Source organism: Pseudomonas sp. W15Feb34, assembly GCF_023127765.1.
Taxonomy (GTDB): Bacteria; Pseudomonadota; Gammaproteobacteria; order Pseudomonadales; family Pseudomonadaceae; genus Aquipseudomonas; species Aquipseudomonas synxantha_A.
In genome coordinates this window covers 1-12,926 of record NZ_SPKN01000010.1, presented here as the reverse complement: position 1 = coordinate 12,926, position 12,926 = coordinate 1, and the positions used below count along the sequence as shown (strand labels likewise).

General features: G+C 62.3%; 12 protein-coding genes. 4 read left to right on the top strand and 8 right to left on the bottom strand.

The window, feature by feature from the left end; genetic code table 11:
• Window positions 1–83: 83 nt before the first annotated feature.
• Together E4O97_RS05885 and E4O97_RS05880 are read left to right on the top strand one after the other, a co-directional pair.
• Entirely contained in the window at window positions 84–1,019 is a 936-nt protein-coding gene (locus tag E4O97_RS05885; protein ID WP_005790014.1) for a chemotaxis protein CheV, read from the top strand.
• A gap of 38 nt (window positions 1,020–1,057) precedes the next feature.
• The gene (locus tag E4O97_RS05880) at window positions 1,058–1,864 is read left to right on the top strand and encodes an MOSC domain-containing protein (protein ID WP_248160964.1); all 807 of its coding nucleotides are present in this window, start codon (window positions 1,058–1,060) and stop codon (window positions 1,862–1,864) included.
• A 48-nt stretch (window positions 1,865–1,912) separates the two neighbouring features.
• Here E4O97_RS05880 and E4O97_RS05875 read toward each other — a convergent pair whose 3' ends face one another.
• The 8 genes from E4O97_RS05875 to E4O97_RS05840 all read right to left on the bottom strand — a co-directional run bounded on the left by E4O97_RS05875 (window position 1,913) and on the right by E4O97_RS05840 (window position 11,085).
• Entirely contained in the window at window positions 1,913–2,194 is a 282-nt protein-coding gene (locus E4O97_RS05875; RefSeq protein ID WP_032880083.1) for a pyrimidine/purine nucleoside phosphorylase, read from the bottom strand.
• Window positions 2,195–2,258: 64 nt separating this feature from the next.
• Complete coding sequence (locus tag E4O97_RS05870; RefSeq protein ID WP_005790007.1) at window positions 2,259–2,801, bottom strand: exonuclease domain-containing protein; 543 nt, start codon at window positions 2,799–2,801, stop codon at window positions 2,259–2,261.
• Window positions 2,802–2,875: 74 nt separating this feature from the next.
• Window positions 2,876–4,759 (bottom strand): acetyl/propionyl/methylcrotonyl-CoA carboxylase subunit alpha, encoded by a 1,884-nt coding sequence (locus E4O97_RS05865; RefSeq protein WP_248160963.1) that lies wholly within the window; start codon window positions 4,757–4,759, stop codon window positions 2,876–2,878.
• Window positions 4,760–4,867: 108 nt separating this feature from the next.
• Window positions 4,868–5,629 carry an enoyl-CoA hydratase-related protein gene (locus tag E4O97_RS05860; protein ID WP_248160962.1) on the bottom strand — a complete coding sequence of 254 codons (762 nt, stop codon included), beginning with the start codon at window positions 5,627–5,629 and terminating at the stop codon, window positions 4,868–4,870.
• The gene (gene atuD, locus E4O97_RS05855; RefSeq protein ID WP_032880087.1) at window positions 5,626–6,783 is read right to left on the bottom strand and encodes a citronellyl-CoA dehydrogenase; all 1,158 of its coding nucleotides are present in this window, start codon (window positions 6,781–6,783) and stop codon (window positions 5,626–5,628) included. The genes E4O97_RS05860 and atuD overlap by 4 nt, the downstream gene beginning before the upstream one ends.
• A 17-nt stretch (window positions 6,784–6,800) precedes the next feature.
• Window positions 6,801–8,417 carry an acyl-CoA carboxylase subunit beta gene (locus tag E4O97_RS05850; RefSeq protein ID WP_032880088.1) on the bottom strand — a complete coding sequence of 539 codons (1,617 nt, stop codon included), beginning with the start codon at window positions 8,415–8,417 and terminating at the stop codon, window positions 6,801–6,803.
• 4 nt (window positions 8,418–8,421) lie between these two features.
• Window positions 8,422–9,294, bottom strand: a complete 873-nt coding sequence (locus E4O97_RS05845; protein ID WP_248160961.1) for an SDR family oxidoreductase — start codon at window positions 9,292–9,294, stop codon at window positions 8,422–8,424.
• Between the two features lie 12 nt (window positions 9,295–9,306).
• A complete protein-coding gene (locus E4O97_RS05840) occupies window positions 9,307–11,085 on the bottom strand; it encodes an acyclic terpene utilization AtuA family protein (RefSeq protein ID WP_216091898.1) in 1,779 nt (592 codons plus the stop codon).
• A 153-nt stretch (window positions 11,086–11,238) separates the two neighbouring features.
• Between E4O97_RS05840 and E4O97_RS05835 the strand changes: the two genes are divergently transcribed.
• The gene (locus E4O97_RS05835) at window positions 11,239–11,862 is read left to right on the top strand and encodes a TetR/AcrR family transcriptional regulator (RefSeq protein WP_005789994.1); all 624 of its coding nucleotides are present in this window, start codon (window positions 11,239–11,241) and stop codon (window positions 11,860–11,862) included.
• Between the two features lie 92 nt (window positions 11,863–11,954).
• The gene (locus E4O97_RS05830; RefSeq protein ID WP_078821952.1) at window positions 11,955–12,743 is read left to right on the top strand and encodes a transporter substrate-binding domain-containing protein; all 789 of its coding nucleotides are present in this window, start codon (window positions 11,955–11,957) and stop codon (window positions 12,741–12,743) included.
• The last annotated feature ends 183 nt before the right edge of the window (window positions 12,744–12,926 follow it).

Genomic DNA, 12,926 nt, shown 5'->3' with positions numbered 1-12,926 from the left:
GTCCGGCGCTTGCCGCCGATAATGTACCTATACGACTGCACACCCTCTCAACGCGCCTGCGGCGTGTACACCAGGAGCTTTTAATGGCCGGCATTCTCGACACGGTAGATCAACGCACGCAATTGGTGGGTGAGAATCGCCTGGAAATTCTCATGTTCCGCCTCTTCGGTCGGCAGTTGTTCGCGATCAACGTGTTCAAAGTGCAGGAAGTGCTGCAGTTACCCAAGCTGACCCTGATGCCCCAGCGCCACCCATTCGTGTGCGGGGTGGTCAACCTGCGGGGCCAGACCTTGCCGGTGATCGACTTGTCCCAGGCCATCGGTATGCGCCCTTTGGTGCCGGGGCCCAACAGCACCATCATCGTCACCGAATACAACCGTTCGGTGCAGGCGTTTCTGGTGGGCGGCGTTGACCGCATCGTCAACATGAACTGGGAAGCCATCCTGCCGCCGCCGACCAGCGCCGGTCGCCAGCACTACCTTACTGCCATCAGCAAGGTCGATGACCAGTTGGTGGAAATCATCGACGTGGAAAAAGTCCTCGCCGAGATCGTGCCCTATAACGCCAAGGTCTCGCGGGAAAAACTCGAAGACCCGGTGCTCGAACGTGCCCGTGGTCGCGAAGTGCTGCTGGTGGACGACTCCAACGTGGCCCTGTCGCAGTTGCGCGATACCCTGGGACAGTTGGGGGTGAAGATGCACATCGCCAGCGACGGTCTCAAGGCGTTGAACATGCTCAAAGCCTGGGCCGACAGCGGCCAGGTGATGACCGACAAGCTGCTGATGATCTTCACCGACGCCGAAATGCCCGAGATGGACGGCTACCGCCTCACCACCGAAATCCGCAACGACCCGCGCCTGCGCGGCCTCTATGTGGTGCTGCACACCTCGCTGTCGGGCAGCTTCAATGAGTCAATGGTGAAAAAGGTCGGCTGCGATAATTTCCTCTCCAAATTCCAGCCGGACAAGCTGGTGGATGTGGTGCGCGAGCGACTGATGTTGGACGAAGTGCCCGCCTGACTTTAGGATGACACTTTGTTTCCCAGGAAGGCAGGCCCATGCTTCGTCTCAGCGCGTTGTACCGTTACCCCCTCAAATCCGGCAAGGCCGAAGCCTTGCAGCACATCGGCCTGGATAAACTCGGCCTGCAAGGGGATCGACGTTGGATGCTGGTGGACGAAGCCAGTGGGCGGTTCCTGACGCAGCGGGCGGTGGCGAAGATGAGCCAACTGTCGGCGCTGTGGAACGACGCGGGCGGCCTGACCTTGAGTTCGCCGGGCTACTCATCGTTGGAGGTGGCGTTGCCGGAGGGTGCCAGTGAACTGCGCGGCGTGACCATCTGGCGCGACGCCCTGCGCGTACCCGATGCTGGCGATGAGGCGGCCGCCTGGGTCAGCGAGTTTATCGGCAAGCCTACGCGCCTGGTGCAGCTTCCCCTGGAACGTGCGCGCACCACCGAAGCCGGCTACGGCAAGGATGACGACAAGGTCGGCTTTGCCGACGGCTACCCGCTGTTGCTGATCGGCCAAGGCTCCCTGGATGACTTGTGTGAGAAGATCGGCCGCCCGATGGAGATGCTGCGTTTTCGTCCCAACCTGGTGATCGAAGGCGCCCAAGCCTTTGCCGAGGATGGCTGGAAGCGCTTGCGCATCGGCGATGTGGAGTTCCGGGTGGTCAAGCCGTGCTCGCGTTGCATCCTCACCACCATTGATCCCCGCACCGGCGAGCGCAGCCCCGACCGCGAACCCTTCGCGACGCTGGAGACCTATCGCAAGACCGAGAAGGGCGCGATGTTCGGCCAGAACCTGGTCAACGATGGCATCGGCCACTTGGAAGTCGGGATGCCGGTGACGGTCCTGGAATAAAAAATGCCCGTCTCGCTGGAGACGGGCATTTTTGTTTACCGGTGATACTTAGCCGCGGTATTCACACAGGTAAGCGGTGTCTACGGCGACCTTCAACTGGAACTTGCTGTTGGCCGGTACGTTGAACTGGCTGCCGGCGGCGAAGGTTTCCCACTCGGCGTCGGGCAGTTTGACGATCAGTGCGCCGCAGACCACATGCATGATTTCACGCTGGGCGGTACCGAATTCGTATTCACCCGGAGCCATCACGCCGATGGTCGCCGGACCTTCTGCAGTGCCGAAAGCGATCGACTTGACGGTGCCGTCGAAGTACTCGTTGACTTTGAACATGGGTGAATCCTCGGAAAAAGGGTCTGGAAAGGTCGGCCAGTATGCCCAAGCCCACGGGAGCTGCCTAGACCGGCAAAATCAACGGTAACAGGCGTGCGGTGTTACGCGCGTCTTCCAGGGCGCGATGCTGTTGGCCATTGAACTGCATCCCCGCCAATTGCAGCGCACCATTGAGCCCCAGTGGTTTGTCCAGGCGCCGGGCCTTGGCAAAGCGTTGCTTGAGGTTCACATGGGGCGTTTGCCCCAGGGCGCTGGACAGGCCATGGCGCTGCCATTCGAGTTCAAGTTGCACGCGATCGTAATCACCCCAGCTGGCCCAGCCTTCCAGGCGTGCCTGGTGCTGGCCCAGCCAGCGCTCGAACAGCGGCCACACCTCGGTGATCGGTGTGGCTGCGTCGATATTGGCTTGGGTGATATGGGTCAGCTTGCGGCAAAAGGGCGTCAGCAACGGCCGTCGCAGTGGCCGCACAAAGCGCTGAAAGTGATCCAGTTCGCGGCCCTGGCGGTTGACCAGGCTGGCGCCGATCTCGATGACTTCCATCTCCGTCACGGGCCAACCGCCGTCATCCGTTGTGGCTTCAAGGTCAATAATCAGCCAATGAGGCATGGTGCAGGTTCCCGTACTCGTCCCTTTCTGATGGGGATAGAGCGTAGCCCGGCCCTGTAGTTCCGCCTAGGGCGTTATTCGATCTGTAGCAAAACCTGACGATTGCGCACCTGATCGCCCGCCATGACCTGCACCGCCTTGACGATGCCGTCGATCCCGGCCTTCAGCGGGTGCTCCATTTTCATCGCTTCGAGCACCAGCAACAGTTGGCCTTTGGTGACTGTGTCGCCGACGCTGACCTGGATATCGACAATGGCGCCATCCATCGGCGCCTTGACCGTGCCACTGCTGGCATCCACCTGGCGGCTGGCGACCTGCTGGGTGCGGTTGGTCACCTTCACGCCGGGCAGCCACAGTTGGGTATCGTCGATGTAGTAGGCGGTACGCCGCCGGATGCCGTTGAGCACCCAGGTGGCCCAGCGACCGTCGATGGTGAGTTGCAGGTCGTCGGCACTCACGGTGTGGGTTTGGCCATTGACCTCCAGGCGGTAGGTGCACGGCACATTGGCGGTGTTGCGCCATCCCGCCAGGCCTTGGGGATGCTGGTCGGCGCTGTGCCGGTAAAACAGCGCTGCGGCCAGGCTGAGCTGTTCAGTCGATGGCGCCTGGGGCGGTAGCTGGCCGAAGCGTTCGGCGATAAAGGCGGTGCTGAACTCGCCGGCGATAAAATCCGGCTGCTTGAGCAAATCAACCAAAAACCGCTGATTGGTGGTGACACCCAGTAGCACGGTGTCTTCCACTGCCCGCAGCAACTTTCGGCGAGCTTCTTCGCGAGTGGCGCCGTGGGCGATGATCTTGCCCAGCATCGGGTCGTAGAACGGGCTGATGGTTTCGCCTTCGCGTAGGCCATGGTCGATGCGCACGCAGGCGGCAGGCTCCCAGCGCAGCACGTCACCGGTTTGCGGCAGGAAGCCCTGGGCCGGGTCTTCGGCGTACAGGCGTACTTCCATGGCGTGGCCGTTCAGCACCACATCGGCTTGTGCCAGCGGCAGAGGCTGGCCGGCGGCGATGTGCAGTTGCCAGGCCACCAGATCGAGGCCGGTGATCAGCTCGGTCACCGGGTGTTCGACTTGCAGGCGCGTGTTCATTTCCAGGAAATAAAACCGACCATTGCGATCGAGCAGAAACTCCACGGTACCGGCGCCGACGTAGCTCACCGCCCGCCCGGCCTTGAGCGCCGCGTCGCCCATGGCCTGGCGCAGTTCGGGCGTCATCACGGGGCAGGGCGCTTCTTCGATGACTTTCTGATGGCGGCGCTGGATCGAACAGTCGCGCTCGCCCAGGTAGATCAGGTTGCCATGGCGATCGCCGAACACTTGCACCTCAACGTGGCGCGGGTCGATCAGGGCCTGCTCAAGAATCAGTTCGTCGCTGCCAAAAGCGTTCATTGCCTCGGAGCGCGCAGTGCGCAGTTGCTCCAGCAGCTGTTCAGGTTGGTGTACCAGGCGCATGCCACGCCCGCCGCCACCGGCGCTGGCCTTGATCATCAGCGGGAAGCCGATGCGCTCGGCTTCCTGTTGCAGCGTGGCGTCGTCCTGGGCGCTGCCTTGGTAACCGGCGATACAGGGCACACCGGCGTCGAGCATGGCGATCTTCGACAGGCGCTTGCTGCCCATCAGCTCGATGGCTTCGCTGCTGGGGCCGATGAAAACGATATGGGCGTTCTGGCAGGCGCGGGCGAAGTCGGGGTTTTCCGAAAGGAAGCCGTAGCCTGGGTGGATGGCGTCGGCGCCGGTGCGTCGGGCGGCGTCGAGGATGGCGGCGATGTTCAGGTATGACTGTTGTACGGGAGCCTGGCCGATATTCACGGCTTCGTCGGCCATCTGCACGTGCAGGGCATGGGCGTCGGCGTCGCTGTACACAGCCACGGTGCGGTAGCCCAGGGCTTGGGCAGTGCGCTGGATACGACAGGCGATTTCGCCGCGGTTGGCGATCAGGATTTTGGTGAAGGCGGGCATTGGGTTATCCCTTACTGGATGTGGCGTGTGTTGGGGCCTCTTCGCAGGTAAGCCAGCTCCCACATTTGAAATGTGTTCCCTGTGGGAGCTGGCTTGCCTGCGATGGCGTCATCGAGACCAACCCGGCTTTCGCTTCTGCACAAACGCCTGCGTCCCCTCAATCCCTTCCTCGCTCGCCACCGCCTCGGCAAACCACTGCGCCCCGCGGTCCAGTACTGCATCAAGCGGCTCATCCACGCTTGCCAGCAACAGGGATTTGGTTCGCGCATTGGCCCCCGGCGCGCACTGCAATACCTGCCCCAACACTTCATCCAGCCGCTGCGCCAGTGCCTGGGCATCGTGCTCGACAAAATGCACCACGCCCAAATGGCCAGCCTCGATCCCATCAAACCGCGCCGCCGTCAGCGCCAGCCGCCGTGCCTGGGTCAAGCCGATGCGCTTGACCACAAACGGCGCTATCTGCGCCGGCAACAACCCCAGGCTGGTCTCCGGCAAGCCGAACTGCGCCTTGTGTTCGGCGATCGCAATATCGCTCACACAGGCCAACCCAAACCCACCGCCCAGCACCGCGCCCTGCAGCACTACGATCACCACCTGCGGCAGCGCTTGCACCTCTTGCAGCAAGGTGCCAAACGCGCGGTTCAACGCGTGTAACTGATCCCCCGCGCCGACCAGGTCCTTCACATCGGCCCCCGCGCAGAAATGCCCCCCCGCACCGCTGATCACCACGGCGCGTACCTGTCTGTCCAATTGCGCCAGTACTGCACGCAGTTCCTTGACCATGGCCAGGCTCATTGCATTGCGGCATTCGGGCCGGTTGAGGGTGATATGCAGCACGCCGTTATGGGCTTCCAGCAGCAGGGTACTCATGGTTTTTTACCGGGCAGGGTGCCCATCAGTTTGCAGATGATGCCCAGCATGATTTCGTCGGCACCGCCGCCAATCGATACCAGGCGCACGTCGCGGTAGGCGCGGGCCACCGGGTTGTCCCACATGAAGCCCATGCCGCCCCAATATTGCAGGCAACTGTCGCTGACCTCACGGCCCAGGCGTCCGGCCTTGAGCTTGGCCATGGACGCCAGGCGAGTCACGTCCTGGCCCTTGATGTACTGCTCGGTAGCCTGGTAGACCAACGCACGCAGACACTCGATTTCGGTGGCCAGTTCGGCCAGGCGGAAGTGGATCACCTGGTTGTCGATCAGCGCCTTGCCGAAGGTCTGGCGCTCTTTGCAGTATTCGATGGTGCTGTCGATGCAGTACTCCAGGCCCTTGATCATATTGGCCGCGCCAAATAGGCGTTCTTCCTGGAACTGCAGCATCTGCATCATGAAGCCTGCGCCTTCATGGCCGATGCGGTTGCGCTGCGGCACACGCACGTCGTCGAAGAACACCTGGGCGGTTTCGGAGCTGTGCATGCCGAGCTTTTCCAGGGGCGGGCTGACGCTGATGCCCGGCGTGTTCATCGGCACCATGATCAGCGACTTGTTGATATGCGGCTTGTCATCGGAGGTGTTGGCGAGCAGGCAGATAAAGTCGGCGCTGGGCGAGTTGGTGATCCACATCTTGCTGCCGTTGATCACATAGTCTTCGCCGTCTTTACGCGCATGGGTCTTGAGCCCGGCCACGTCGGAGCCGGCGCCGGTTTCCGACACGCCGATGCAGCCGACCTGTTCACCGCTGATGGCCGGGCGCAGGAACTCTTCGCGCAATTCATCGGAGCCGAAGCGAGCCAGGGCCGGGGTGCACATGTCGGTCTGCACGCCGATGGACATGGGGATGCCGCCACAGCGGATGCTGCCGAACGCTTCGGCGGCGACGATGGAGTAGCTGTAGTCCAGGCCCATGCCGCCGAACTGCTGCGGCTTGGAAATGCCCAGCAGGCCCAGGTCGCCGGCCTTGCGGAAGATCTCATGGATGGGAAAGCGCCCGGCTTTTTCCCACTCGTCGACATGGGGGTTGATCTCGCGGTCGACGAAAGCGCGCACGGTGCGGCGCAGTTCCTGGTGTTCCTGGGTGAAGATCATTTTTATTGTTCTCCTGATTAGAATCGCGCCACACCAAAGCTGTTCGGTTGCAGTTGCCTTAGTTCAGCCTCATGGCAGATATCCAGCAGGAACCCAAGCAAGGTGCGGGTATCCCGTGGATCGATCAACCCGTCATCCCACAGATTGGCGCTGCCGTAGAGCGCCGTGGACTGGCTGTCGAGCTTCTGCGCGGTGACCTGTTCGAGCATGTCCAGCACCTTTGGGTCGGGCACCAGGCCGTCCTTCAACTGCTTGGCCTCGGTGACGATGCGCAGCACCTTGCCGGCTTGCGCGCCGCCCATGACCGCTGTGCGGCTGTTGGGCCAGGCGAATATAAAGCGGGGGTCAAGGCCGCGCCCGCACATCGCATAGTTACCGGCACCGTAGGAGCCACCGACCACCACCGTGAGCTTGGGCACGCGGGCGTTGGCCACCGCCTGAATCATCTTTGCACCGTGCTTGATCACCCCTTGCTGTTCGGACTCGGTGCCAACCATGAAGCCGGTGGTGTTGTGCAGGAACAGCAGCGGCGTACGGCTCTGATCACACAGCTGGATAAACTGCGCGGCCTTGCTCGCGCCTTTCGGCGTGATGGGGCCGTTGTTGCCGATCACACCAACGGCGCGGCCCTGGATATGCAGATGGCCGCAGACGGTATGGGCGTCGAACTCGCTTTTGAACTCCAGGAAATGAGAGGCGTCGGCCAGGCGCGCGAGGATTTCGCGCACGTCGTAGGGCTTTTTCGGATCATCGGGGATCAGCCCCAGTAACTCGTCGATGGGGTACAGCGGCTCGGCATAGGTGTTTTTTACCGCTGGCGGCTGCCGGTCATTCCACGGCAGCAGGCCGACAATTTCTCGCACGATACGCACGCCATCGGCATCATTTTCCGCCAGGTATTCAGCGGTGCCGGCGGTTTGCGCGTGCATCTGCGCACCGCCCAAATCTTCGTCGCTGGCGACTTCGCCGGTGGCGGCCTTGAGCAGTGGTGGCCCGGCAAGGAACAGCTTGGCCTTGCCGCGCACCACCACCACGTAATCCGACAAGCCCGGCTGATAGGCACCGCCTGCCGTGGCCGAGCCATGCACCACGGTGATCTGCGGCAGGCCCATCGCCGACATGCGCGCCTGGTTGGCAAAGCTGCGCGCGCCTTCGACGAAAATATCGGCGGCATAATTGAGGTTGGCGCCGCCGCTTTCGGCGAGGGTCACCACCGGCAGTTTGTTCTCCATGGCGATCTGTTGCAGGCGCAGGGATTTCTTCAGGCCCGATGGGGAAATGGTGCCGCCCTTGATCGCGCTGTTGTTGGCCACCACCAACATACGCACGCCGCTGACATAGCCGATGCCGGCGATCAGCCCGCCACCGGCGGCGCTGCCGTCCTTGTCGTCGTGGAGTTTGTAGCCGGCCAGGCTGGCCAGTTCCAGAAACGGCGCGCCCGGGTCGAGCAGCAGGTTGAGGCGCTCGCGGGGCAGCAATTGGCCGCGCTTGTCGAACTTGGGCCTGGCCTCCTCAGCCTTGGCCAGCAGGTTGTGTTCCAGTTGATGCAACTGGGCAATGGCGGCCAGCATGGCGGCGCGATTCTGTGCGAACTGTGGGCTGTGGGGATCGACCAGGGTTTCAATCGTCGGCATCGTGTTATTGCTCCGTCTTGAGCACATCCGGCAGATAGGCGCGGTGGAACCCATTGAAGGGTTGGCTCGGCGCCTGCGCCTTGTGCAGCGGCCATGCCCGACTGCCCAGGCTGGCGGCACCGTCGATGCGCAGCGTGCTGCCGCTGACAAAGGCCGCGGCCGGGCTGAGTAGAAAAACGATGGCCGCGCTGACTTCCGACTCGGTGCCGATGCGTTTGAGCGGCACATGCTCGCGCAAGGTGGGGATCACGGCCTTGAACGCGCCTTCATAGGTGTCCATGCCGCTGGAGGCAATCCAGCCGGGCGCCACGGCGTTGACGCGCACCCCGGCATAGCCCCATTCAAACGCGGCGGTCTTGGTGAAATTATCCATGCCCGCGCGCGCTGCGCCGGAATGGCCCATGCCGGGCATACCGCCCCACATGTCGGCGAGCATGTTGACGATTGATCCACCGTGCTTGCTCATCGACTGGTTGAACACTTCCCGCGCCACCAGGAAACCACCCACCAGGTTGGTGCGCAGTACGGTTTCAAAGCCCTTTTGGTTGATGGCGGCCAGGGGCGAGGGGTATTGGCCGCCGGCGTTATTGACCAGGCCATGGATGTGGCCATGGTCGTGCAGGATCTGCGTGACCAGCGCCTTCACCGCCTCTTCATCACGAATATCACAGACATGCCAATGGGCGACGCCGCCATCTTCGACAATTTCCGCTGCGACCTTCTGCAGTTTTTCCGGCTTGCGACCCACCAGGATCACGCGAGCGCCCAAGGCCGCCAGCTCATGGGCGGTGCAGCGGCCAATGCCACTGCCGCCTCCGGTGACAATCACGGTTTGCCCCTGGAACAGGTCGGCTTTGAAGATCGAGTCGAAGGCCACGGCGACGGTCCTTTAGGTGTGTTGGTCGGCAATGTGTTGCGGCACGGCGATGGGGATTTCCAGCAGTTGCTGGGCAAAGGCTTTGCCTTGCGGGTCGATGCGCAGGCTGGCGATACCACCGCCGCCCAGGGCATTTTCCAGCAGGAAATTCAGGCTGTGGCTGCCGGGTAGATACCAGCGCTCGACGCGGCCGTGACGGGGGTCGAGCACGTGGCTCATCCAGTCGACGATCACCTCCCGGGTCAGCGTTTCGGCGATCCATGGCAGGTAGTCGGGGTGGCGGGCGATCACGCCGATATTGCTGTGGTTGCCCTTGTCACCGGAGCGCGCCACGGCAAGTTTCACCAGGGGCACGCTGGCGTCGGCGCGGCCTTGGGGTTTGGGCGGTTCGATGGGGGCAGCGGGCGTGCGTAGGGGGAGCGCGGCGGGCAGTTCGACGGCATGGCGTTGGCCTTGATAATCGATGCTCAGTGCACAGGCCGCCTTGTCGATCAGAAACGAAAACAGCCGAATCAACGGGTAGACCGTAGGCCGCCCGCCGACGATGCCGGTGAGCCCCGGCGCCATGCCGGTGGCCGCTTGTGCGATCTCGCGGGCGAACAGCACCAGGGCCTGTTTGCTCGGGTGCCTCACGGCCAGTTTCATCACCACTTCGCGGCAATCCTCACGCCGGGCATGGGCGCCGTAGGTGGCTTCGCTGCCCAGCAGCTCAATGTTCACGTCGGTGTAGGGCGCCCAACCGCGTTGGCTGAACAGTTGCTCGGTCTTGTTGATGATCGCCTGGCTGACCCGCTCGGCCTTGGCCACTGCGTCGATCCCGGCAAGCAGGCAACTGGCGGTACAGCGGAAACCATCAGGATAGGTGGCGCTGACCTTGTACTGATCGGTGGGTGGCAGCCCCTTGGCGCCGTGCACGCGCACTGAATGCTTGCCTTGCTGCTGCAACTTGACCTGGCTGAAATCGCAGATCACATCCGGCAGCAGATAGGCGCGCGGATCAGCGATTTCATACAGCAGCTGTTCAGCCACGCTGAGTTCACTGATCAGGCCGCCGCTGCCTTCGACTTTGTTGACGGTGAACTGGCCGTCGGCGCTGACTTCGACGATGGGGAAGCCGATGTGCTCGTAGTCCGGTACGTCGCGCCAATCGGTGAAATTGCCGCCGGTGCACTGGGCACCGCATTCGATGATATGCCCGGCCAGGGCGGCCTGGGCCAGATGATCGTAGTCCTGCCATGACCAGTTGAACTCATGCACCAGGGCCGCGCTGACCACCGCGCTGTCGACCACCCGGCCGGTGATGACGATGTCGGCGCCGAGTTCCAGGGCCTGGGCAATCCCCGGCGCGCCGAGGTAGGCATTGGCGGACACGCACAAAGGTGGCAGCGGGGTGCCGTTGAACATGTCGGTGACGTTGGGCAGGTGTTTGAGTTGGGGGTGCAGGTCATCGCCGAGCAGCACCGCGATCTTCAGCGCAATGCCGGCCTGGTCGCAGGCCGCTTGCAGGGCGGCGGCGCAGGCCTGGGGGTTGATGCCGCCGGCATTGCTGATCACGCGGATGCCCTGGCGTTGGAGATCCGCCAGCAAGGGCGTGAGGACCTCGACAAAGTCCGTGGCGTAACCGGCCTTGGGGTCTTTCATGCGTGCTCCGGCGAGAATCGACATGGTGACTTCCGCCAGGTAGTCGAACACCAGGTAATCCAGGGCGCCGCCTTGCACCAATTGAGCGGCCGCCGTGCAGGTGTCACCCCAGAAGGCGCTGGCGCAGCCGATACGAACCGTTTTGCTCATGAGAAATCCGTCCTCCAGGGGCTGGCGTCGAGACTACCAAGCAAGCGCTTGGTTTGTAAACTGGGCGCGCAAGTTTTACCCAAGCGCTTGCTTGGGTGGCGGCCACGGCCTAAATTGCCGCCCAAGATGTCAGCACAAGTGAAGGAGAGCAGCATGGATGAGCACAAAGCCCTGGGGGTGATGCGCGCCATGGTCGCCGGTGGCCGATTGACCGACCCCGAGAGCGCCCGGGGCAAATTGCTGCAAACCGCGGCTCACCTGTTTCGCAACAAGGGTTTTGAGCGCACTACCGTGCGTGACCTTGCCAGCGCCGTGGGCATACAGTCGGGCAGCATCTTTCATCATTTCAAGAGCAAGGACGAGATTCTGCGGGCGGTGATGGAAGAAACCATCCACTACAACACCGCAATGATGCGCGCCGCGCTGGAAGAGGCGAGCACTGTGCGCGAGCGTGTGCTGGCGCTGATTCGCTGCGAGTTGCAGTCGATCATGGGCGGCAGCGGCGAGGCCATGGCGGTGCTGGTCTACGAATGGCGTTCGCTGTCGGCCGAGGGCCAGGCCCAGGTGCTGGCCTTGCGCGATGTTTATGAAGATATCTGGTTGCAGGTATTGGGTGAGGCCAAGACCGCCGGGTATATCCGCGGTGACGTGTTTATTACTCGGCGCTTCCTGACGGGCGCGTTGTCCTGGACCACTACCTGGTTCCGTACCCAGGGCAGCCTGACCCTTGAAGAATTGGCCGAAGAGGCCCTGCTGATGGTGTTAAAGGCGGATTGAGGTGCACGTTATTAATTTGAGGGCGAACGTTGTCTCCCCCGATAAAAACGCCTAGCTTAGCGCCATCAGAATATTCAACGGTGTGTGCCTCGATGTTTTCGCCATGGCGGCTGGCTGCAGGACTTGCATTATGGGCACTGGGCAGCGCCGCGTGGACGCAGGCGGGCGCTGCGCAATTGGTGAGGATCGGCGCGGCGCACTTTCCGCCTTACACCGTACGTCCTGAACAAGGTGCCGATACCGGTTTGCTGCCGCAATTGATCGAGGCCCTGAACGCTGCGCAAACCGACTACCAGTTTGTCTTGGTACCCACATCTATTCCCCGGCGTTTCCGTGATTTCGAGCAAGGCCGGGTCGACATGGCGATCTTCGAGAATCCGTCCTGGGGCTGGCGGGATATTGCCCATACCAGCGTCGACATGGGCCTGGAAGACGCAGAAATCTTCGTCGCCCAACGTCAGCCCGGTCGCGACGAAAGCTATTTTGCCGACCTTGCCGGCAAGCGCCTGGCAGTCTTCAGCGGCTATCACTATGCCTTTGCGGGTTTCAACCCGGATCCCAGGAACATGGCCCAGCACTTCAACGCCACCTTGACCTATTCCCATGACAGCAACCTGCTGATGGTCGCGCGTGGGCGTGCCGATATTGCCTTGGTGACGCGTTCGTACCTGAGTGATTTTCTGGTGCGCAATGTGGACATGGCCGGGCAATTTCTGGTGTCCGAGCGCATTGACCAGGTGTATCACCATTACGCGTTGCTGCGGCCCAAGGCACCGATCACGGCAGAGGCGTTTTCCGCATTGCTCAAGGGCTTGCGGGACAATGGGCAGATGCTGAAGATTTTCGAGCCGTATCGTATTGATCTGACGCCAGTGCCCTGAGGGGGATTTGAAACCTTTTTGATGGGGCGCGAGGGAGCTGGCTCCCGTGACGGTCGGATAGCTGGCGCATATCTACCTGACACGCCAAGATCCAAATGTGGGAGGGGGCTTGCCCCCGATGGCGGCCTAAGAGCCGACCAGGATGTTGGATCAGACCGAGTACATATCCATTCCTGCGGTAAC

Excerpts from the sequence above, each read along its gene's own strand:
- E4O97_RS05860 (WP_248160962.1), bottom strand. The coding sequence starts at position 5,629 with ATGAGTACCCTGCTGCTGGAAGCCCATAACGGCGTGCTGCATATCACC.
- E4O97_RS05840 (WP_216091898.1), bottom strand. The coding sequence starts at position 11,085 with ATGAGCAAAACGGTTCGTATCGGCTGCGCCAGCGCCTTCTGGGGTGAC.
- E4O97_RS05850 (WP_032880088.1), bottom strand. The coding sequence starts at position 8,417 with ATGCCGACGATTGAAACCCTGGTCGATCCCCACAGCCCACAGTTCGCA.
- E4O97_RS05875 (WP_032880083.1), bottom strand. The coding sequence starts at position 2,194 with ATGTTCAAAGTCAACGAGTACTTCGACGGCACCGTCAAGTCGATCGCT.
- E4O97_RS05835 (WP_005789994.1), top strand. The coding sequence starts at position 11,239 with ATGGATGAGCACAAAGCCCTGGGGGTGATGCGCGCCATGGTCGCCGGT.
- E4O97_RS05830 (WP_078821952.1), top strand. The coding sequence starts at position 11,955 with ATGTTTTCGCCATGGCGGCTGGCTGCAGGACTTGCATTATGGGCACTG.
- E4O97_RS05885 (WP_005790014.1), top strand. The coding sequence starts at position 84 with ATGGCCGGCATTCTCGACACGGTAGATCAACGCACGCAATTGGTGGGT.
- E4O97_RS05870 (WP_005790007.1), bottom strand. The coding sequence starts at position 2,801 with ATGCCTCATTGGCTGATTATTGACCTTGAAGCCACAACGGATGACGGC.
- E4O97_RS05880 (WP_248160964.1), top strand. The coding sequence starts at position 1,058 with ATGCTTCGTCTCAGCGCGTTGTACCGTTACCCCCTCAAATCCGGCAAG.
- atuD (WP_032880087.1), bottom strand. The coding sequence starts at position 6,783 with ATGATCTTCACCCAGGAACACCAGGAACTGCGCCGCACCGTGCGCGCT.
- E4O97_RS05865 (WP_248160963.1), bottom strand. The coding sequence starts at position 4,759 with ATGCCCGCCTTCACCAAAATCCTGATCGCCAACCGCGGCGAAATCGCC.